Origin of the sequence: Vibrio sp. 1-Bac 57 (assembly GCF_037546855.1) — a bacterium.
Taxonomy (GTDB): Bacteria; Pseudomonadota; Gammaproteobacteria; order Enterobacterales; family Psychromonadaceae; genus Psychromonas.
On sequence record NZ_JALAAC010000006.1, the window covers coordinates 1 to 22,985 of the forward strand.

17 protein-coding genes are annotated in these 22,985 nt (G+C 37.9%); 6 read left to right on the forward strand and 11 right to left on the reverse strand.

Annotated elements, in window-relative coordinates; translation table 11 throughout:
• Both MT391_RS05325 and MT391_RS05330 read right to left on the reverse strand, forming a co-directional pair.
• Positions 1–580, reverse strand: a 580-nt coding sequence (locus MT391_RS05325) for a hypothetical protein (RefSeq protein ID WP_499497145.1), incomplete at its 3' end; no start/stop codon positions are given.
• A gap of 26 nt (positions 581–606) precedes the next feature.
• On the reverse strand, positions 607–1,329 hold the full coding sequence (locus MT391_RS05330; RefSeq protein ID WP_499497146.1) for a cupredoxin domain-containing protein: 723 nt from the start codon (positions 1,327–1,329) through the stop codon (positions 607–609).
• Positions 1,330–1,885: 556 nt separating this feature from the next.
• Here MT391_RS05330 and MT391_RS05335 point away from each other — a divergent pair.
• Positions 1,886–3,025: a Gfo/Idh/MocA family protein gene (locus MT391_RS05335; RefSeq protein WP_499497147.1), complete on the forward strand. Its 1,140-nt coding sequence runs from the start codon at positions 1,886–1,888 to the stop codon at positions 3,023–3,025.
• A 94-nt stretch (positions 3,026–3,119) separates the two neighbouring features.
• On the opposite strand, the gene MT391_RS05340 is transcribed toward MT391_RS05335, so the two are convergent.
• The 4 genes from MT391_RS05340 to MT391_RS05355 all read right to left on the reverse strand — a co-directional run bounded on the left by MT391_RS05340 (position 3,120) and on the right by MT391_RS05355 (position 9,277).
• Positions 3,120–4,862 (reverse strand): DUF2264 domain-containing protein, encoded by a 1,743-nt coding sequence (locus MT391_RS05340; protein ID WP_499497148.1) that lies wholly within the window; start codon positions 4,860–4,862, stop codon positions 3,120–3,122.
• 86 nt (positions 4,863–4,948) lie between these two features.
• Positions 4,949–6,874, reverse strand: coding sequence for a TRAP transporter large permease (locus MT391_RS05345; protein WP_499497149.1), 1,926 nt, complete (start codon positions 6,872–6,874; stop codon positions 4,949–4,951).
• Between the two features lie 223 nt (positions 6,875–7,097).
• Entirely contained in the window at positions 7,098–8,078 is a 981-nt protein-coding gene (dctP, locus tag MT391_RS05350; RefSeq protein ID WP_299659230.1) for a TRAP transporter substrate-binding protein DctP, read from the reverse strand.
• Positions 8,079–8,107: 29 nt separating this feature from the next.
• Complete coding sequence (locus MT391_RS05355) at positions 8,108–9,277, reverse strand: glycoside hydrolase family 88 protein (RefSeq protein ID WP_499497150.1); 1,170 nt, start codon at positions 9,275–9,277, stop codon at positions 8,108–8,110.
• 306 nt (positions 9,278–9,583) lie between these two features.
• Here MT391_RS05355 and MT391_RS05360 point away from each other — a divergent pair, with 306 nt between their 5' ends.
• Complete coding sequence (locus tag MT391_RS05360; protein WP_299659224.1) at positions 9,584–10,675, forward strand: LacI family DNA-binding transcriptional regulator; 1,092 nt, start codon at positions 9,584–9,586, stop codon at positions 10,673–10,675.
• Between the two features lie 790 nt (positions 10,676–11,465).
• Here MT391_RS05360 and MT391_RS05365 read toward each other — a convergent pair.
• Positions 11,466–12,203 carry an SDR family oxidoreductase gene (locus MT391_RS05365; protein WP_499497151.1) on the reverse strand — a complete coding sequence of 246 codons (738 nt, stop codon included), beginning with the start codon at positions 12,201–12,203 and terminating at the stop codon, positions 11,466–11,468.
• 109 nt (positions 12,204–12,312) lie between these two features.
• Positions 12,313–12,900, reverse strand: a complete 588-nt coding sequence (locus MT391_RS05370) for a hypothetical protein (RefSeq protein WP_499497152.1) — start codon at positions 12,898–12,900, stop codon at positions 12,313–12,315.
• Positions 12,901–13,335: 435 nt separating this feature from the next.
• Between MT391_RS05370 and purU the strand changes: the two genes are divergently transcribed.
• On the forward strand, positions 13,336–14,214 hold the full coding sequence (gene purU, locus MT391_RS05375; RefSeq protein WP_166371804.1) for a formyltetrahydrofolate deformylase: 879 nt from the start codon (positions 13,336–13,338) through the stop codon (positions 14,212–14,214).
• Positions 14,215–14,782: 568 nt separating this feature from the next.
• On the opposite strand, the gene MT391_RS05380 is transcribed toward purU, so the two are convergent.
• From MT391_RS05380 to apt, 3 genes are read right to left on the reverse strand one after another with little or no spacing between them, the layout of a single operon-like run.
• Positions 14,783–15,112 carry a YbaB/EbfC family nucleoid-associated protein gene (locus MT391_RS05380; protein WP_028869849.1) on the reverse strand — a complete coding sequence of 110 codons (330 nt, stop codon included), beginning with the start codon at positions 15,110–15,112 and terminating at the stop codon, positions 14,783–14,785.
• A 39-nt stretch (positions 15,113–15,151) separates the two neighbouring features.
• Entirely contained in the window at positions 15,152–17,872 is a 2,721-nt protein-coding gene (gene dnaX / locus MT391_RS05385) for a DNA polymerase III subunit gamma/tau (RefSeq protein ID WP_499497153.1), read from the reverse strand.
• 3 nt (positions 17,873–17,875) lie between these two features.
• Entirely contained in the window at positions 17,876–18,421 is a 546-nt protein-coding gene (apt, locus tag MT391_RS05390; protein WP_499497154.1) for an adenine phosphoribosyltransferase, read from the reverse strand.
• Between the two features lie 1,307 nt (positions 18,422–19,728).
• Between apt and MT391_RS05395 the strand changes: the two genes are divergently transcribed.
• From MT391_RS05395 to MT391_RS05405, 3 genes are all read left to right on the forward strand, one after another.
• The gene (locus MT391_RS05395; RefSeq protein ID WP_499497229.1) at positions 19,729–20,661 is read left to right on the forward strand and encodes a tRNA-dihydrouridine synthase; all 933 of its coding nucleotides are present in this window, start codon (positions 19,729–19,731) and stop codon (positions 20,659–20,661) included.
• 287 nt (positions 20,662–20,948) lie between these two features.
• On the forward strand, positions 20,949–21,950 hold the full coding sequence (locus tag MT391_RS05400) for a response regulator (protein ID WP_499497155.1): 1,002 nt from the start codon (positions 20,949–20,951) through the stop codon (positions 21,948–21,950).
• The gene (locus MT391_RS05405) at positions 21,947–22,903 is read left to right on the forward strand and encodes a sensor domain-containing diguanylate cyclase (RefSeq protein ID WP_499497156.1); all 957 of its coding nucleotides are present in this window, start codon (positions 21,947–21,949) and stop codon (positions 22,901–22,903) included. Before MT391_RS05400 ends, MT391_RS05405 begins: the two co-directional genes overlap by 4 nt.
• The last annotated feature ends 82 nt before the right edge of the window (positions 22,904–22,985 follow it).

The following is a 22,985-nucleotide window of genomic DNA, read 5'->3' on the forward strand; positions in this document are numbered from 1 at the left end:
AGTCGGTTATTTTTTTAAATTCATTCGCTAATCGGTGATCTATTTCAAAGCCAAAAGCAATCCATCCTAATGTTTTAGCACCAACAGTTACGGGTGATAAACTCAGTTGATAAAGTGCATTGTCAATCATATAAAGATGGGCGGCTTGCCCAGCACCAAGCCACTCATTAAAACGAAAAATAGTGTCTCGCTCCGCGCCTTGTCGAATTTTATCTTTTCCATTGATGAAGTATCGTTGTAGTTGGCCATTGATAATGCCTTCTGCAGTGATTGTCATGGCTAAATCAGCATCAATACGCTTTCTATGATTATTTAAAGCAAACAATAAACTGCGCGTATCCTCGTTAAACACTTCCTTCAAGCCATAATCTTTAGCGACAGTTTCGGCAAACGTTGATAGGTAAGTCAATCTGCGATCAAATAACTCAGTAAAAATTGTTTTTGCAGTGGTTAAACGGTTATTGATTTCTGCTGCTTCTTGATTTTTCTTACCGCTGTAAAGGGTCCAAAAAGCGATCGATTGAACCATTAATAGTAGGATGACAAAAAATAAAAATATTTTATTCTGTAAACTTTTCATGCATTAACTTCTTCTATTTTCTGCGGCTAGTAATCGGAAATAAAATCAAAATCATCACTTGTTTGCACGGGGATATCATCCATCGCTTTTTGTAGCGTAAATGTGGTGATCTCTGCACTTAATAGTTCTTTTTCTACTATCATGCGATTATTTTCAGCACGCATTTGTGGGTGCCAAATCACCACTCTGTACTTTCCTAATTCAGTTAATGTAAAACTCGCCACTCCTTGCTCATCAGTTTTAGCAAAATATGGTGTATCAACAACTAAAAGGTAACCACTCATCCAATCATGGATATTACATCCCATAGCAATTTCAGCTGCGTGATCAAAATGTGCTGATGAATCAGTCTCACCGGCGCGAATTTTAAAAGAAAATTTGTTTTCACTATCGGCTGAATAAATATGATGGGTAATATCATCTTTATTCACAAAGTTAACCTTATCGGATTTTTGGCTAACACTGATATAGGGAATAAAAGATTTGCTATGTTGGCTAATTTCAAGCGTCTTATTCTGCTGTGGAACAACCTGATTTGCTAACGGTTCAAGATATACCACCATATTAGCCAAAGGTTGATTCTTTACGTTATTTACTTGGACTTGAACACACGTTGGATCTTCTTTTGTGCAAGCTTGTACTGAGGTCGATGCAAACGTAAAGATAAGCGCTGAAAAAATAGGTAAACCGAAACGTAAAAATGAAAAACGAATAACGAAAAAGCGAAAGAATAAAGAATGTTTCAACATCAGCTCCTGAAGGTAAAATACAAATAAGTGTTGAGTGTAGTCCAGTTTTATCTGTCTTGAATATTTTGAATCTAAAATATTTTTATCAGGCTGATTACTCAAAATTAGGTACTAATGTTAATTTATCTGAATCTAGCTCAATACAAAAGCTTTTCATCCTATTTAACTTGTCATACTTTGCTGTATTTCATGCTTTGCAGCTAATGCAATATTTATAAACGGATTAACCGTCGCGCAGCTATTATTTTTTTATATTGAATTTGCACCGGAATTTTAGTGTTTACAAAGCATAATTTTTTCATCGAACAAGCCGAGTGCTTCATCGCGATTAAAAATAATAAACTGTTCATTTTGTAGCTACGATAATTGAATGTTTTGTTTATTTGCCAGTTGATGACTTTGATTAACATTTGAACAAAAAGGTCTCAATTACAACAATCAAAAAGATAATAATCGCTAGCTCACATTGTGATCTACTCAGTGCATGGAACTCGTGCCTGAAAGAGCCTATTCAAGTAAGATGTGAGTAGGATCTTTCAGGCACAAGGATATGTTAATGTTACACAGAAAAGTAAATATTGGTATTGTAGGTATCGGTAATATGGGCATGGCCCATGCTGCTACGCTGGGTAAAATGCCTACCGCAAATATTACCGCTATCTGTGCTTTACAAAAAAATAAAGCCGATATATTCGCTAAAAAAATAAATGCTAAGGCTTACTACGATGTGGATGAAATGATAAATTCTGGCGATATTGAAGCAATTATCATCGCAACTCCACATTACGAGCACACCACAATCACAATAAAAGCTTTCGTAGCAGGCCTTCATGTCTTGACTGAAAAGCCTATTGCAGTTCATAAAGCTGATGCCCTAAAAATGATTACCGCACATAACCTGCGACCAGATCTTCGTTTTGCAGCAATGTTCAACCAGAGAACAAAGCCTGCCCACCTAGCAATAAAAAAAATAATCGAAGATGGAGGGCTTGGCGAAATTCGTCGAATTAACTGGACCATTACGGACTGGTTTAGAACTGAACACTATTACAATTCCGGTGGCTGGCGAGGCACATGGCAAGGAGAAGGAGGAGGTGTTCTCCTTAATCAATGCCCTCACCAGCTTGACCTTTTTCAATGGTTTTTTGGCCTCCCCATCAAGGTGAGAGCATTCTGCCAAATTGGTCAATACCACCAGATTGAAGTTGAAGATAACGTAACTGCTTACTGTGAATTTAAAAATGGTGCTACAGGTATATTTATTGCTTCAACAGGAGAAGCGCCGGGAACAAATCGACTAGAGGTAACAGGAGAATTAGGAAAATTTGTCTTAGAAGACGATAAGCTCACTTTTACCCGTAATCAGCAAGAAATGTCAATATTTAGTAAGCAAGCAAAGCAAAGGTTTTCAAAGCCTGAAGTACAGAAGATAGATGTTGAAATTAAAGAGCAGAAAACGCAGGAGCATCAAGTCATTTTAGAGAACTTCTGTGATTGTATTCTCGATAAAGAATTAACCCTTATCGCACCAGCTGAAGAAGGTGTTAAATCAGTTGAACTAGCTAATGCGATGATTTTTTCATCTTTTAAAGAGATGACCGTTGAAATGCCACTTGATGGGGCTGCATACGAAGAACTGTTAAATAATAAAATCAAACACTCAACACTTTTAAAATCGAGTAAAAAAAGTACCTAACCAGTCCCAGGTACTTATTATCGGTCACCATTTTATGATGGTGACTAAGGAGACCGATAATAACTATCAATATTGAAACTTAACCAGCAAAAAATCATTTATTCATTTTAAACTGACTTGAGATAATATGCTTTCCTGATTTTAATTTAGTTAATAAAAAAGGAACTGCACTGCGAGGAAAAGATGCATCACTATTAACTCGCGTAGTGACATGTATAGATTTTAGATGTTTATCTAAGCTTTTTATTACTGAAGTGCCATTACTGCCTTTAACAGCTATTTCTGAAGCCTCATTATTTTGGGTATGATTTCCTGCATTCATTATCAGCTCTTCTTGATACCACTTACCAACAGCAAAACCACTTTCTACGATCCAAACATCCTCATCACTAGCAAATGAATGGGTTCTGATGCACTGACCATTTACGCCAACATCAATGGTTGTAAATATATTTATTTTACCCGTTGACCACGTTATATTGAGCCTAGCTCCCTCGATACTCACATCAAGATTCTTTTGTCGCATCTGCCAATTACAACCACCATCGAAACTCAGCGCTAAAATATTATCGCCGAAGCTCAATTTCTCTGAATACAATAAAGCATTACAGTCCATTCCACCGAAGGTTGAATAAGCAAATTTATTATATTTATCTAGCTGAAAACCAGGATGAACGGCAGCCCCATAGTGAATAATTGAGTTGCCATCAACACGTTGAGCAATGGTTTTGTTTGCTGGCATCGCTTGTATTTCCGCCAGATATTCAATAGCTTCTTCTTTACTTGTCCAAAATTCAGCATCATCAGCAAGCATTAAAGGTAAAAATGCTTTCATTGCCCAATACGGTGATGTGGGTGAGTTATAGACTTCACACATTTGTAGATTCGGGTAGCTATAACCACGCGTAAGAATGCCGCTCTCGGTAAAAATTGGTTTATCTTTCCAACTGCGTAGATGCCTTGCCCAAAGTCCTTTAATTTGGCCTAGAGTGAATACCGTATTATCGCTAATGGCGTAAGCAGCCCAAAAACCACAACAGGCAAAACGATAAGTTAATGAACGTCCCTGCACTAAGGTATCGCCATTGTCTGCAAACCAGTAACTAAATGGAATTGCAAACGCATCTGCTCTTGCTTTGAAAAGTTTAGCGAGTTGATCATTTTTGTGATCGAATTTTGTTGCATAAATGAGACTGTAATAATGTAAAGCAAAACCACCATAGTGATCAATTGCTTCAATATCGCCATCACCATACCAACCATCACCTAGGTACCAGTTTATTATTTTACCTAAGAATTTCTGTTCTAATTTCAAGTCAACTAGATCTTCTCGACCCACTGTTTTAAGAGCATGTTGAATGATTAAAGTAAAAAAGAGCCAATTATTATGCGATGTTTCTTTATATTGAATACTGGCTAACCAAATCGCTAAGTTCTCTTGCTGTGCTTTATTTAACGGTTGCCAAGCTTGTTCTGGTAATAGAGCGATAAAAAAACCAATTGCGGCCATTTCTACACTACGTTGGTCAACATCATGTAAAATACCCCAGTATCCATTTGAGCTAGGGTCTGTGCCCTGTATGATCAGTTGACGCATTAATCCCCAGTGTTCAAAATTGCCACCACCTAGCTGTAAAGGCACTAACCCCCATAATGGGCGAGCAACACCTTCCAGTGAACTTGCGACCATGTCAAAACAAGCTCCGCCTTCATCAAAATCAATCAGTGAACCTTGCTTCTCATAAAATGGAATCAATGGTTCAAATAAATCTTTCACTAGCTGCTGAAAATCAGCTTTATTAACCATAGGGTTGTCAGAGAATAATGAATACTTCATTTTAAATCCTTCGCTAGTTGTTGAATGTCAATTTTATTAACTATAGTGTTGCCAGAGAATAACGAGTACTTCATCAATTCATCCTTTTAATTTATTAAGCCAAAGAATCGAGGTAAACCTAGACTAATAATTGGAAGGTAGGTGACTAATAACAACCCGATAAATTGTACTAAGAAAATGGGGAGAAGAGGTTTAATTACATTGGTAATTTTTTCACCGCTAATACCACATGAGACAAATAATACTGTACCAACAGGTGGAGTTACGATGCCCATTGATAGGTTATAAATCATGATCACGCCAAAATGTACTGGATCCACACCTAACCCAGTCACGACAGGGTATAAAATAGGCGTAAAAATAAGCTGTGCTGGTGCCATATCCATAAATACACCAACCAGTAATAGAGTGATATTAATAACCAATAAAATGACATATTTGTTATCACTCACTGCAATTAGCATATCACCTACCACCTCCGGAATACTAGCGAAGGTCATTGACCAGCTCATCAAGCTAGAGCAAGCAATCAAGAATAAGATCACAGCGCTACTTAAAGCAGAATCATAAAGCGTTTTAATTAAGCCTTTGATAGTCAGTGTTCTATAACAAATCGCTAGCAATAGGCTATATACTACGGCAATACCAGAAGCTTCAATGGCAGTAAACATCCCGCCAATAATTCCTCCTATAACAACAAAAACAAGGAACATACTTGGTAATGCGCGCCAAATAATGTTGGCAATATCACCTAATGCGTAGTGTGTCGTATCTACTGGATAGTTATTTTTTTTAGCAAAATGATAAGCCACCAACATAACACTCGCACCAATAATAAGCCCTGGAAAATAACCTGCTAAGAATAAGGCAGCAATTGATGCATCCCCTCCAGTGATCATAGAGTAAACAATAAAGGCACCCGCTGGTGGAATAAGCATTCCTGCAATAGATGAACTTGCATTAACGGCTGTTGAGAAAGGCATGTCATATTTCTTTTCTCTGGCCATTGGCGTTATTATTCCACCAATAGCTGTAGAGGCTGCTATAGCAGAACCAGATAGTGACCCAAACATCATATTTGCGACAATATTCGTTTGCCAAAGGCTGCCAGGAATTCCTTTACCAATTAACATAGCAAAAATTATGAGTCGCTTTGCAATGCCTCCTTGATTCATAATATTCCCCGCAAGAATGAAAAAAGGCAGAGCTAAAAAGCCAAAACTATCTAAACCACTGAATAATTTCTCACTGGTGGTGCCAATGAGATTGACAAAGTCAATTTGTAGAAATAACGTAAATATGCCCGAAAATGCTAAACCAACAGCAATTGATGTTCCCATTAGAAGGAAAAATATAAATGAAACAAACAACATAAAGAAAGAAATTATTTCAATGTTGTCATAAAGATATGTATCAAAGCTATCTAAGCCTTTTACATAGGTAAATCCAAAGAATATGAAAATCGACAACGCTATATAGATTGCTAATATAACCCCTTGTTTAGGGTTTTTACTGATATCTTGACATATTTTATAGAGTTGACTTCCGGCAATTATTAGACCGCTAATAATGAAAACACTTTGTACAAAACCCAAAGGTATTTGCATGGTTGGGGTTAACATACTGAAGTTTTTTGATGATGCAACATACCCTCCCCAAGTCATCACAGCACCAAGTAACACATACATGTAGAGATTAAATAGATTCATTTTATGGCGTGTCGATGACGTCACATGATCCAGCAATAACGGCAGGCTGAGATGTGTTGATTTAATAAAACACAATGCAGCACCTAGGATCCCTAGCCAAATTAGCGAAAATCGTAGTAACTCTTCAGACATTGCACTAGGAGAATTAAAAACATATCGAACCAACACTTGATAAACAATGAGAATACTCATGATAGCAAGTAATGATACGAGCACTGTTTTTAAAAATTTTTCCAAAGCTTGGTTAAAAGACCAAGGCTTGCATTCGATGACTTTTGGTGTTGTTGAATTTAACTGATTCATGCGAATATCCTAATATGCAATATACGATTACCAAAAAACTAAAGAGCTGTTCAATCTAGTTAAGTGGGCCCCTTAACTGCGTGGTGAACTTTAAATGCAGAATGCTCTCTCCCACGCTCACGCCCTGCCAGTGCAGAAATGACCCATACAACATCTGATTTATTCATTAAATTAATTGGTATAAAATAGTGAAACTGACAAGAAGTATCTTGCCAGTTAAAGCCTAACGTCCTTGTATTTTAAATATAGTTTCCAACAATTTAGATTTAACAGGATCAGCAAGCGCGCTGTCATACATAGGTTGCATACGTTTGATAAGTGGTTCTTTATCAATAACCGTATATTGAACACCTAATTTAGATTCTGCTAACGCTTCAGATTTTTCAATCTGCTTCGCTACTGCGCTGAAAGACTCTTTACTGGTTTTTAAGAATTCTTCTTTCACTATTTTCATATCTTCAGCACTGACTGATTTAGTGAATTTTTCACTGGAAACAAGAAAGTCTGTCAATCTAGTATGCTCAGTACGTAGTGCATATTTTGATACTTCACCAAACTTCACTTCCCACAGACCAGCTAAACCACCTTCTGCCCCATCAATAATCCCTTGCTGAAGCGCAGGATAAACTTCACCAAAGTCCATTGGTGTCGGTACAGCCCCTAAGTTTCGAACCAAAGTCATATAGGTTTCACTAGGAGAAGTTCTAAGTTTAAGCCCCTCTAAGTCTTTCAATGATGAAGTCGGTTTAGTTGTATAAATACTTCTAAAGCCATTACTGAGGAACCCGAATAAGTAAACATTTTTAGCTGCAATTGAATCTTCAATAATTTTTGCAACTTCAGGATTCAACATTGTACTTTTGTATTCATCTAAACTACGGAATACATAAGGTAGATTCACAGCTGTAATTTCAGGAGCTAAATTTTCTAAGGTAGCACTATTAACTAATCCTAAGTCAATTACACCACTTTGCACTTGTTGTAAGTATTGAGCTTGCCCGCCTAAAGTACCATTCCAAAAGAAACGTATTTTAACTCGCCCTTCGGTACGATCTTTAATATTTTCGCCCATTGCAGTTAGCAAAGTACCAGCGGCATCTTTACTAGGAATATTTGTCGCAAATTTGTAAGTTTTTGCTTGTAAGTTGGTTGTAGCCATCACTAAAGCGCTTACAAGTAATAGTTTTAATTTAAGACCTTTCATACATCACCTTTCCTTATTTTATTTGTTGTTTACCAAAAAAACTTGGTATGTCCAATTGATCGTAAAGTTGCTTCAAAATAGTAATAATCTCCATAAGGAAGCATTGCATTTGCCAAATTAGGCAAGTTTCGTTGTATCGAATGAGGTACTGAAGATGCTGAATTAGAAAGCAAACCTTGTGCTCCCTCTTGTTGCGTCAAGTCATAATTTTGATGCAATGCTAATAACATTTGAGTTGCAATTCTTTGATAGTATTCAGCTTTATCTTTTTGACCACGTTTACTAAAATATTCAGACAAAATATAAAGGCCTGCGGAAGTAAGAGATCCTGCGGAAGTATCTTTAAATTGAGTTTCATGTTCAGGCAGTAAATAGTCCCAAATAGGCACCATGTCGTCAGTAATCTTGTCTAGCATATATTCAGTCAGCTTTTCGCTTAATTCTGCATAACGATGATCCCCCGTCATAATAGCCATTTGTGCAAAACCGTGTATTGCCCAACCTTGGCCTCGACTCCAGCATGATTCATCACTGTATCCTTGATGTGTACAGCCTCTTAGGGGTTTATTGGTAACAGGATCGAAGTCAAAAGTATGGTAAGTGCTAAAATCATCACGTACTAAATACTTAAGTGATGTTTCAGCTTGTCCAATAGCGACTTGTTTAAATGACTCAATATTAGTTTCTTCGTAAGCCCAAAGTAATAAGGGTAAATTTTGCATACAGTCGATAATAATTTTACCCTGAACACTTTCAGCATGTGCTTTATCTTCTGCACCAGCAGTCCAAGCAACAATATATTCACCATTCCAGTTGTATCGACTCCTTAAAGCTTCTGCTGCTCTTAAACCCAATTCTCTAGCCTTTAAATTACCAGTCAATTTGTAATCAGCAACTGCTGAAAGGCTAAACTCGAAACCTAAATCATGGTTTAACCAAAGCGGTGTATTTAATATTTTTTGTAAATGTGCATTGCGCATACGAGCCATATTTTTTAGTTCTTGCTTGCCGGTAACCATATATGCAAGCCACAGCTCACCAGTCCAAAAAGAATCAGTCCAAAAGTATTCTTCAGGATATATCCATTGATGTGCATCTGCGCCTGCACCTATCATTGGATTTCTTAAACCAATAATGGGTGCGTTACGTTCAACACTATCAACAATATTTAATTTTATTTTTTCCAAGTCATTCATCATTTATTAAGCCTCACCTGTTCAAGAAACAACTCACGGTCATAAATTGAAACATTTCATAAAAAGAGTTCAAATCAACATCTAAATCACTTAACTCCCCCTTAACTTGCATGAAACATGGTATAGAGGAGTTAAAATAATTTCTGTGACTAAACTCACCCCGCTGAAACATTTATTATTATGAAACGTTTCAGTAATTAATGGATTATGTATTAAAAAGTGCTAGACTGCCTTCTAACGTTAACTCGGGTTGCACTATTTTGGTAAAATCTAAAATAAATTAAAAACAATTAAAACAAGGACTCAACCTTGAATAAGCAAGAAATAATTAAACGCAAACCTACTCTTGAGCAAATTGCAGAGTTATCTGGGGTATCAAAGGCAACAGTTTCTAGAGTGTTAAACGATAATCCTCTGGTGAAACCTGAAGTTATATCTCGAGTACAAAAAGTAATTCAACAAATAGGTTATGTAAAAAAAAGAAAAAGTGTTGATATATCATTACCGTTTAATAAGTTAACGGTTATCTGCGACGATTCCGCAGTGGCCTCTCATACTTTTTATGGAAACCTACTAAGTGAGTTAAAAATTGAAGCGAATAAGTTGTTTATTCAACTCGAAATGTCGATGTTTAATCAACTCACATCCTTAAACCAAGTCAGTCAAAAATTCAATGATACCGAAGCATTATTGGTTTTAGGTAACCCAAATAAAGATATCATTGATTTAGCAGCCCAAAACAGTACCCCTGTTATTATCATTAACGGCGTAGACCCCTATATGAAAACACAGAGTATTTCTCCAGATTATGAGTTTGGTGGGTTTATGGCAGCCGATTATTTTATTAAAAATGGTCATCGAAGTATAAAAATACTCACGGCCAACGACCGACACTCGACCTTCCAGCGAACGGATGGTTTTCTACGTGCGTTAACGATGTCAGGTATAGAATATAATAGAGCAGATACTGTTATCGATTTCATTGATTACATCGATAAAGTTAAATCTAGTAGAGGGTTGGCTGGTGAAGCATTAATCACTAATCCATCGGGAGATTTTGGCGCTCGAGAGATTTTACCCTTATTGATAAAAGAGAATGCTTTCGATCAGTGCACTGCAGTTTTCTGCATTTGTGACATGATCGCATTATCCCTAATAGAAGCCCTCTCAAGTGTTGGTATTCGCGTACCTGAAGATGTTTCTGTTATTGGTTTTGATAATTTAGGGATGGGCGCAATATCTAAACCACCACTGACAACAATCGCTACCGATTATAATAAAATTGCTCAAACAGCCTTACATAAACTGGTGACTAATGCCAATAGCGTAAATAAAACAACAACACGTTCTAGCGTATCCGTTGAGTTAATCGAACGAGGTTCAGTTGCTAATCTTTTATAATAATACGAATTAGTTTTATTTGCGTTGCCCTATCGGCTTCGCTTATTAACCAATCCCACATTGCAACAGAGAGTGGCCATTAACTCATATGGTCTGCTCTGATATCCAAGATCGAGCCTGATAAGCATTTTGAAGCAACATGGGATATACACGTCACCATGCAAGATGCAAAACCTTATTATCAAACCTATGATCGGGGTAATAAATGGGTGGGTGCTCCCCCTCATTATGAAAGCGATGACCTTGATGGAGGGTCAATTATTAGTCAAGGCATTGAGAACGTTGACTATAGTTATAGTCCTCAAGACTTTGCAGCTAATGCTATACCCATGCCACCTCAAGATGCTTTGTCAGGCGCAACACGAGTTAATGGTTACTCCCTTTTTGATTGTTGCAACGCAGGGCTGATTTTCGAGGTTGCGCCCCGAAGGGCAAGGCAACTTGTACCAATCTGCGTTGTTATAAAATCTCTATGTAGAATAACTATACTTCAATTTTATGCCTAGCATCTCGGTACAATTTGCCTTGCTGACTTTGCATCTTGAGGTAGCATGGGTATATGTTTACAAACGCATTAACCGTCGCGCTGTTATTATTTTTTTTTACATTGAATTTGCACCGGAATTTTAGTGCTTACATTGTCGAACGCAATAAAATACTCTCTCAGCAAGAATAATGATAAATAACCTGCCACTTAATTAGCGCATGTGAATGCGTCAATTTATTAATAAGAAAGCAGGCTTTGAGATTTACCGAATATTGCCTTTATGTCGTTTAGGCAAATAACTTATTAAGCTAAACCACCGTTGACACGAATGACTTGTGAGTTTATCCAATTACCATCTGGACCAACAATACTTGCAACTACGTTGGCGACTTCTTCTGGTGTACCAATGCGACCTAAAGGAGACATTTTTGCCATGCCATTAATTTGTTCTTCTGATTTGCCCGTGAAGAATAGCTCTGTACCGATTGGGCCTGGTGCTATCGCGTTCACAGTAATATTGCGGCCAGTTAGCTCGTTTGCGAGTACGTGTACCAACCCTTCTACTCCGGATTTTGAAGCGATATAAGGGCCATAAGCTGGAAATGATTTGGCAATCACACTGGTAGAGATTGCAATAATTCGTCCACCATCTGTTAAGTGTTGTGCGGCATAAGCAAGTACTAAGAAAGCACCACGTAAATTGGTTTGAATGGTTTTATCAAAATCAGCCAAGCCTTCTGGCGTTATTTTTGTCATGGTCATCATGCCTGCATTATGGATCACGACATCTAATTGTCCGTTAATTGCCATGCTCTCGTTAAATAAGCGTTTAACATCTTCGTCATTGGCGATATCAGCTTGTATAGCAACAGCTTGACCGCCCTTCGCTTGAATAATGCTGACCGTTTCCTGTGCACTCTCTTTGTTACCTGCATAATTTACAATCACGCTATAACCATCATTAGCTAAACGTTCTGCTATTGCGCGGCCAATGCCTCGCGATGCACCGGTTACTAAGGCAGTTCTGGTCGTATTAGTCATTACAGTTGTTCCTTATGGTTTATTGTTATTCAAGAAGAATGGGATGTTAATGCTTAAAGTTATTTAATATCGAATAAAGTAAATAGGTGCTCATATTCAGAAATATGCCCTAACATCCAATGGGAATGTTAAGGTTTACTATTGTCACCACCACCCATTTACCTTCAATCATTTGTTCTATTTTAATCCTAGCGGCACTGATTCCGATTAAGATATTCATCTCTTTATTAAATGAATCTCTATCAAATAGTGGCATCCACTCCTGCCCATCGTGTTGTAAAACAGCTTGCTTAATTTCAGCAAGGGTTACTTCAGGAAAGCAATCTAACGGGATGTTCTCAAAGTCAGGCAATTTAAATTGGTGTGTAGCGGAATTGTCGATCGTTAGCCAATCGCTAGTGCAATGCTTCCAATCCAATAAGTCTAAATGTGGGCCTTCATCTTGAATCGACATGCTTGTTTCGAGCTGTAAACTCGTTCTTATTTTATCGTTTTTATTAGCTACAATAATTAGGTTAGCGTTAGAAATTTGATCCTGTATTTCTAGGGGAATGGTAATACGATCTTTAAAAGGCTCGGCTAGATTAATCGCTTTGCTAATTGAAGTTGTTGCATTGGGAATGATATTGATTTCATTGATTGCCGCATTTAGCATGCTACTGAACAAGCATATTAAATAGATAACTATATGTTTCATTTGCTTTACTCCCAACATCAATTAAAAGTTACCAAGCCACTATAAACCTATCTACACGATTTTAAAATACGCTAACTATAGATCGCACGTTGATTAAATTTCTTCTTCAAAAAGCGCTTACTGATCATATTACTGACACACTTTTAGAAGACTAGCGCACAGATTTTATTATTCATTCACGACAAGTTGCAATGAGTTGTATAGGTTAACGTTTTGTTAATATTTAGCTATTAATTCAACAAACTAGCAGCAATATTTAGTAATCAATGCTCTCTTTTAAACTGTACTTTATTTAACACCTTAATTATTTAAATATTACTTTATTTAACAAAATGTTAACTCCGTTTTTAAGCTGCGCCTACCCGAAAAACGAACAGAAGCGTAGCTTGTTTAATCTGGCTAGGTGGCGTTTTATATTTTAATCAAGGATCAACAATGTCTGATATCAAATCAATACCACAAACTCACATCATCACTGCAGACTGCATTAGCAAACCAGGCACTGTTGATGTGGTTACTCGCTTTTTATTTAAACAAGGTTTTTATATTAATGAGATCCATTCATTTGTTGATACAACTGAAAATCGCTTTTTTATACGCGTAGAGTTTAGAGCAGAGACAGATAAGGTGTTTGACCGCGAAGACTTTTGTGAGCAGTTTCAACAACGAGCCAATGAATTTGATATGCAATGGCAATTAGCTTCTAGACCTTATAAATCAAAGGTAGTGATCATGGTTTCTAAGCATGACCACTGTTTAAATGACCTTTTATATCGTTACCGTACTGGTGACCTTAATATTGAAATTCCGGCGATTATATCAAACCATCCTGACTTAGAAGAACTAGCTAAATGGCATGGTATTCCTTATTACCACTTACCGATCTCTAAAGAGACAAAACCACAACAAGAAGCAAAGGTACTTAAAATCATTGAAGATAGTGACGCTGATTTAGTGGTATTAGCCCGTTATATGCAGGTGCTTTCCAGCGAAATGTCTAAAAAACTGTCCGGCAAAGCGATTAATATTCATCATTCATTATTACCCGGATTTAAAGGCGCAAAGCCTTATTACCAAGCCTATGACCGTGGTATTAAGTTGGTGGGAGCAACCGCCCATTACGTCAGTGATGACCTTGATGAAGGCCCTATCATTAGTCAATGTGTAGAAACCGTTGACCATAGTTATTACCCACAAGATTTGGCCGCTAAGGGCCGCGATATCGAGTGTTTAACTTTGTCACGCGCGGTACGTTGGCATATTGAACATCGTATTTTCTTGAATGGTAGTAAAACGGTGGTTTTTTCTAAGTAGCGATTTAAGGTTTATTAAAACTTAGGCGCGGGTTCGCTCGACGCGGCTGTTTCATCGTTATTTTCTTTGGTTTTTTGGCTCGTCTGCGCTCGTGGGGTCAGTTTTATCATTATTAGCTCTGGTTTCGCCCTGTCGGCGACACGTCTTTCTTTTATCATAAAAGAAAGGCGGCAAAGAAACTGACAGCGGAGCGTTTTCTGTTCCAATCTAAACCGGCATTTTATACGCACCATCTAAGGATGGCCGTCCATGGCCATTCTGACATTATCGCAAACGTCCTGTTTGCGATTACTAAAATGCCAGTTTAGCTTGGGAAAACTTTACGCTGGGTTTGTTCATCCACAGTGGGTGATGGTTTTGTTGTGGCGATATCGGGTAGCAATATCTAATTGTATGTAAAGTGATAATAAAAGGTTAACTATTTTAGAGTGAGGGAAATGAATATTACTAGGTGATGAATAATAAAAGATTTGGAACTTTGAAGTGGTAGTGATGAGTGAATGCTATAAATGGCTCTCAATATTCACAGTAAAGGGAATGAGAGCCAAATTATTGGTTTTAATCTAGCCTAGAAAGGCATTTTAAAGCCTGGCGGTAAATCCATACCACCTGTTAAACCACTCATTTTACTTTTGTTCACTTCTTCAACACGACGTACGGCATCGTTCATTGCTGCTGCAACTAAATCTTCAAGCATATCTTTATCGTCTTCTAGTAAGCTTGGGTCGATCTCAACCTTACGTACATTATGGTTACCTAATAATGTAATTTTTACTAAGCCAGCACCTGACTCACCAACAACTTCAGTATTGGCAATTTCAGCTTGTGCTTTTTTCATATTTTCTTGCATTTCTTGGGCTTTTTTCATTAAGTCGCCCATTCCGCCTTTACTAAACATAATTTCTCTCTTTTATAAGTTAAGGTTAATGTGTCCCGATTATAACGGCACTACACTATTTTCATAGACCTTTGCGGCATAATCTCGCACAAAGGTTTGTACAATTGGATCATTTTTAATCGATAGTTTGGCATTATCTAAATATTGCTGATATACGATTTGCTCTAATTCCATCGGTGTATTGCTGCCCGCTACATTGCCTGCTTCAATGGTAATACTAAATTGTTGGCCGTAATAATTACGCAGTTTTGCTTTTAAATCTTCACATAAACTTTGGTTATTTAGTAAGTGCTGCTGTGATTCATGCAATGATAGCTGAATATGTTGTTCGTTTTTTTGCATCACCGTACTCTTAGCTAATAGCTTTTCAAACCCTACCAACTGCATTGCTTTTATCGCTAAGAACCATTCATCGGTCATCTTGTCTTCGACATAATTCGCGATATCAATCTCAAGTGTTTGTAAATTATTGTTACCGACCAGTTCAACATCGGTGGCATTATTTTGCCCAATACTGAGTGCTGAAATATCATTATTGGCAATGACTTGAGGCACGCTCTGCTGAGGCTGCTCTGGTTGAATAGGTGCTTGCTTAACAGGCTTGTGTTGAAAAGGCTTAGGTTGAGCAGGGTTAGTCTGAACAGGTTGTGAAGAATTAGCATTCACAGGAGGTGCTATATTCTGAACTTCTGCAGCATGAGCAGTATGATTTTCTGCTGATGCAGGGTTACCTGAATAATTGCTTCGTGGCGCATATTCTTCGGGCATATTCGTTGCTTGTTGGTCAAAATAACCACCAGCATCATATTCGTTATAATCACCTTGCGGAGGTTGTTCTTGATAACTACTCAGCGGTGGTAATTCTTGCTCATTACTCACTTTGGCTTGTGGCTGTGATTTCGGTGCTGCTTCTATTTTCGCAGCACTGTCAGGCACTCTAGCTTTCGGCACATCTACACTTTGTTGAGGGACAGTTGGTGTTACTGGTGCGACAGACCGATCATGAATGTTCGATGACTGTTGTTCAGTTGCCGCTTCAGTCTTTTTTAATGCCTCTCTTTTCAAACGATGACTACGTAACATATTGCGTGATTGACTTGTGTCAGCCACTTTCGAAGTAACTGGTGCCGCTGCATGTTGCACTGCATTATTATCAGGGTTATTGTCTTGTGTTATAGGCTGATAATTTGGTGCTTGCTGAGGTTGTTCAGGGTTTGCATAGTACTTCTCAGCGGCTGCATTCGAGTATTGTTGATATTCTGCAGGCGAAGCTTGTTCTATAGGTTGCTCAGCAGAATGTTCAGTAACGATTTCTGAGGTTACTGCAGAAGTAGCCTGAGCTGGTATTGCTTGAACAGGTGTTTCTTGCACTGGCGTAACTGTAGTTTTGCTGTTGTCGGCAACATTAGGTTCATTATTATTAATTTCAACAGAACTAGATTTACCGATTTGAGGATCACTAAGATTAAGTTCAACAGGGCTAGGCTCTGAAGTAGGAACGACTGTTGGCTCTTGCGCAGTTTCAACAATAGGTGCGGCCACCATTGTAGGTGCTGGCTGAGACGATAAATGCTGTTCTGGTTCAGCTTTTGCGCTTGCTGTTGTATTTGTATTTGAGGCAGCAGGTAATTCAGGCTGATTTTGATTTACCTGTTCCAACATTGATTCATCAATATCAACATAATTGGCGGGTTTAAACGCCAACAAACGCATCACGGTCATCTCTAATGCGATTTTTCCATTTGGCGCATAGGCATAATCTTTAAAACCTTGCACTGCGATTTGATAGAAAAGTTGTACTTCTTCAGGGGTTAAACGTTCAGCTAGCAGTTGTACTGCACTTTTTTTGCTGACATTAGCATTAAGCTGTAATTGAATTAATGCTATTTGATGGCACAGACTCGCCAACTCTTGATGTAAGGCTGAGAAATCAGCCCCTAAATGCACAAACTCTTGAATTTTTTCAAATACTTTTTGGCTATTACCCGAAGCAATGAAATGCAGTAAATAATGTAAATGAGATTGGTCTATCGTACCTAACATTTTAAGTACGGCGGCATATTCAATATGTCCGGCACCAAATGCCAAGGCTTGATCCGTTAAACTCAATGCATCACGCATACTGCCATCAGCAGCTTTTGCAATAACACCTAATGCGGCTTGCTCAAAGGTTGCTTTTTCATGCTTTAATATTTCGGCTAATTGATGTTCTATCTGCTCAGGTAAAATCGCTTTTAAATGAAACTGTAGGCATCGTGATAATACCGTGATCGGTAATTTTTGCGGATCCGTCGTTGCGAGTAAAAATTTCACATACTCAGGCGGCTCTTCTAAGGTTTTTAATAATGCATTAAAACTATGCTTAGATAACATGTGCACTTCATCGATTAAATAAACCTTATAACGCCCTTGCGCCGGTTTATATTGCACGTTATCTAATAATTCACGGGTATCATCCACTTTAGTACGAGAAGCAGCATCGATTTCTAATAAATCAACAAATCGCCCTTGATCAATCGCTTGGCAATTCGCACACTTTCCACAGGGAGTTGCAGTAACCCCTACTTCACAGTTTAAGCTTTTTGCTAAAATACGAGCGATAGTTGTTTTACCAACACCACGCGTGCCACTGAATAAATAGGCATGGTGGACGCGATCTTGTACTAACCCATTTTCCAATGCGGTTAATACATGGGGTTGACCAATAACTTCTTTAAAAGTCTGTGGTCGCCACTTTCGTGCTAAAACTTGATAGCTCACTAATTATTCACCCGCGTATTCAATCAAAGAGAAAACAGGAATCGACATTGCTGATAATTTATCTTCACCATGTAAATCTGGTAAGGAAATAACAAAAGCAGCTTCAATCACTTCACCTCCTAGACGTTGAATTAATTTAACCGATGCTTCAGCAGTTCCGCCAGTGGCTAATAGATCATCTATCAATAATACTTTTTCGCCTTCTTTAATAGCATCTTTATGGATCTGCAAAGTATCGTTACCATATTCTAACTCATAGTGTTCTTCGATAGTTTCACGAGGTAGCTTGTTAGGTTTACGAACCGGTACAAACCCTGCCCCTAAAGCTGCGGCTAATGGTGCACCAAAAATAAAGCCACGCGCTTCCGTTCCGACTATTTTATCGATTTTTTGATGGTTGTAACGTGCTTTGAATAATTCAATCGTAGCAGCAAAAGCAGCACCATTTTCAATCAAGCTGGTAATGTCTCTGAAAGTAATACCTGGCAACGGATAATCGTCGATGCTTTTGATACTGTTTTTGATTAGTGCTAGTGATTCCGTGCTCATCTTTTATGTCCTGTCATTATCTAATGCCATAAGGGTAAATAGTTGCTTGCGGTTGTGCAAGTTGTGTTGGTCAAAAGTGCGTAACTATTTTCATTTATCGCCTGAAAAATAATCTGATTGGCTTGGTAATATAAATTGAATGCGAAAGTAATGCGGTGAATTTAAATATTTAACCATCGAGCCATACTGTGAACATAGAAGAAAGCTTGAAATATGGGGGTTATTTATAACAGTTTTAACCCGATCTTCTTCGTGGTTCATTGCTTTTCGCTTTTTATCTTAAAAACATAAAGCAACCACGAAGCTGCTGCGCTCCACAGAGAACACGAAGAAAAGCTAAATAATAAAAATAAAACAAGCATCAAGTGAATAAATATAAGTTTCAAATCCTTTTACATAATGATTTTGACCTAACCTTCTTCACCCTTCGTGCCTTCGTGGTTAATTGCTTTTTGCTTTTGATCTTAAAAACATAAAGCAACCACGAAGCCGCTGCGCTGCACAGAGAGCACGAAGAAAAGCTAAACAAACCCAAGTGAATAAATATAAGTTTCAAATGCTTTTACATAATGATTTTGACCTAACCTTCTTCACCCTTCGTGCCTTCGTGGTTCATTGCTTTTTGCTTGTAATCTTAAAAAACAAAGCAACCACGAAGCCGCTGCGCTTCACAGAGAGCACGAAGAAAAGCTAAACAAACCCAAGTGAATAAATATAAATTTCAAATGCTTTTACATAATGATTTTGACTTAACCTTCTTCACCCTTCGTACCTTCGTGGTTCATTGCTTTTTGCTTTTGATCTTAAAAACATAAAGCAACCACGAAGCCGCTGCGCTTCACAGAGAACACGAAGAAAAAGATAATATAAAACCTTAAAGGGATGGATAGTAAAGCGAGAATTTTTTATTTCTTAAAATATTTTGACCTAACCTTCTTCACCCTTCGTGCCTTCGTGGTTAACCGCTTTTCGCTTTTTATCTTAAAAACATAAAGCAACCACGAAGCCGCTGCACTTCACAGAGAGCACGAAGAAAAGCTAAGCAAACCCAAGTGAATAAATATAAGTTTCAAATGCTTTTACATAATGATTTTGACTTAACCTTCTCCACCCTTCGTGTCTTCGTGGTTCATTGCTTTTAGATTTTTATTGTAAAAACATAAACATTCTTTATAACGCTTTTTTAACCTACCCCTCTTCACCCTTCATACCTTCGTCGTTAATTGCTTTTGCTTAAATAAACAGAGCGGGTATAATCCTGCCTCCCTAATAAACTGAGATAAATAATGCATATAACGCTTGCCCCAATGGAAGGTGTGATGGATTTTCACATGCGCCAATTTTTAACCCAGATTGGAGGTATTGACCGTTGCGTGACTGAGTTTGTACGTGTTGTCGAACTACCCTTACCCTCTCGTGTATTTTATCGTTTATGCCCTGAATTACACAATGCGAGTCGTACCGAATCTGGTACACCTGTGCGCGTACAATTGCTTGGACAAGATCCCGCGTGTTTAGCTGAAAATGCTTTTCGAGCGATTAAGTTAGGCTCAGAGGGAATTGATTTAAACTTTGGTTGTCCTGCAAAAACAGTTAATAAAAGTCGCGGTGGCGCAGTGTTATTAAAAGACCCTGAAGCTTTACATCAAATAGTTAAAGCAGTGCGTGATGCCGTACCTAGTGAACATATTGTTAGTGCTAAAATTCGTTTGGGTTATGCGGATAAAAGCTTGGCGATTGAAAATGCGCAAGCGATTGCAGAAGCTGGAGCTAGCGAATTAGCGGTTCATGCCCGTACCAAAGAGGAAGGTTATAAACCACCTGCACATTGGCATTGGATAAAAAAGATTAAACAATCAATCGATATTCCAGTGGTGGCCAATGGCGATATCTTTAGTTTTGAGGATGCTCAGCGTTGTATTGAAATCAGTGGTTGTGACCATTTAATGATTGGCCGTGGCTCCCTAGCAGTCCCCAACCTTGCGAATGCGTTAAAAGGTACTGAATCTCCCTATTCTTGGTTACAAAATCTACAGGTAATGGAGCAATATTTTCAATGGCTACGCGAAATTGAAGATAAAGAAAAGTTCATGCCAAGCCGTATTAAACAGTGGTTGATGTTTATGAAGTTACAGCATCCACAAGCGGATCCTTTTTTACAATCAGTGCGTGCGCTCCGTCAGCCGAATGAAATGCTACTCGCCTTACAACAAGCTCAACAGATTGAATTAGCAATCTAAGTAGGCGTTTAACAGTGCACCTACTTGATTGATTGATTGATTAAAATAAATCACTACATCCAGTAAATTAGCCCTATTAATAACTATATCGATACCTATCTTCACATAAATTAATGATGTTTTAATCTAACTCGCAATAAATTTAAAAAAAGCATTTAAAATCAGTTCTATTTTGTCATTATTAGCCTACCCTTGTTGCAGTAAGAATAATTGTAGGCATTTTTAGCTTAGTCACATTTGCTTTACACTTCGCTAGCCTTGTGCCAAAGACATATAATAGGAATAATATGCCCTTACCCATTTTAATCTGTGATGATTCTGCACTAGCCAGGAAACAAATTGCTCGTTCATTGCCCAGAGATTGGGATATTACTGTCAATTTTGCTGAGAACGGTAAAATTGGCCTAGAAACTATTCGTCAAAAAAAGGGAGATATTGTATTTCTCGATTTGAATATGCCGATCATGGATGGTTACCAAGTATTAGAAGAGATTCAGCGCGATGATCTACCCGCGATAGTGATTGTTATCTCTGGAGATATTCAGCCAGAAGCACATCGTCGAGTAAAAGAGTTGGGCGCGATTGATTTCATAGAAAAACCTATCAACAATGCTAAGTTAATGGCAATTCTTGAACAATATGGCATTTATAAACCCGGTAGTCATCATTCACTTACAAGTCCTGAAAGCTTAGAAAAAGTCAGTATTCGAGATGTGTTACAAGAAGTCTCTAATATTGCAATGGGCCGAGCCGGTGACTTATTAGGCCGACTATTAGATGTTTTTATCTTATTACCTATTCCCAATGTAAACACCTTTGAAAGTAGCGAATTGCACATGGCGCTCACTAATATCGCAAAAGATAATACGGTGTCAGCAGTAACACAGGGGTTTATTAGCTCTGGTATCAGCGGTGAAGCGATTGTTATTTTTCATGATTCAAATTTTGATGATATGACGAAACTGCTCAAATATGAAAATATGATCAGTGATCATTTAGAATTGGAAGTAATGAACGATATTTCTAATATTCTGGTTGGTGCATTTTTGAATGGCTTAGCTGAGCAGTTAGATATTCACTTTAGTCAAGGTCAACCTAGCGTATTAGGGCAACATGGAAAAGTCGAAGATTTGATTAAAAGCCGCCAAAAGGATTGGCAAAAAACATTAACTATCGAAGTCAGCTACAGTATTCAAGATCACGACATCAAATGTGACCTGCTACTTTTATTCACAGAAGAATCGATTAAAGTCATTCAACATAAAATAGGATACCTCTTAGACCAATGAGTACAAATATAGCATTAAAAGATATCCATTGGCTTATTGATATGGTGCATAACATAGATGTAGGGCTGGCGATCATCGATAAAGACTTCAATGTCAAAGTATGGAATGGTTTTATGGAAAATCATTCTGGTTTATTAACTGCACACATGGTTGATAAAAAAATCACCGATGTGTTTACCAGTATTCCTGAAGACTGGTTACAACAAAAAGTGAACAGCGTTTGTTTATTAAAAAATAAAGCGTTTACTACCTGGGAACAACGTCCTTATTTATTTAAATTTAAAAGTTACCGACCGATCACCAGTAATGCTGAATTTATGTATCAAAATGTGACCTTTTTACCCTTAACCGACATAGTGGGTACAGTTACACAAATATGCATGATTATTTACGATGTAACCGACGTAGCATTAAATCGACAAGCGCTACAAGAGGCGAACTACAAGCTTGAACATTTGAGCCATACTGACGGATTAACACAACTGATTAATCAAAGTTATTGGCAAGAGAGATGTCAAGTTGAGTTTAAACGCCATCAGCGTGCACACCACAAAACATCCATGGTGACCTTAGATATCGATCATTTCAAAAAAATTAATGATACCTACGGGCATCCTTTTGGCGATCAAGTAATCAAAGGTGTGGCAGAAAGTCTGCGCCAAAATCAACGCGAACCGGATATTGTGGGTCGTGTCGGCGGTGAAGAGTTTTCACTTTTATTGGTTGATACTGACCTAGCGGGTGCAAAAGTTGTCGCTGAACGCATACGTGCGGCTATTGAAGCACTGCGCTTTGAATGTGATGGAAAAGAAGTCAAAGTCACCGTGAGTTTAGGTATTGCACAAATAACGGATAGTATTGAAGACTTCAAGGCTTGGGTTAAAATGGCTGATTTAGGCTTGTATTTGGCAAAAAATAATGGCCGAAACCAAGTAGGATTTAGTGTCCATTAATCCTATCGGGTAGATAATCTAGCTACAGTGATTAAATGACGGCATTTTAAAATTAATATTGAATGCCGTCATTTTTTATCTT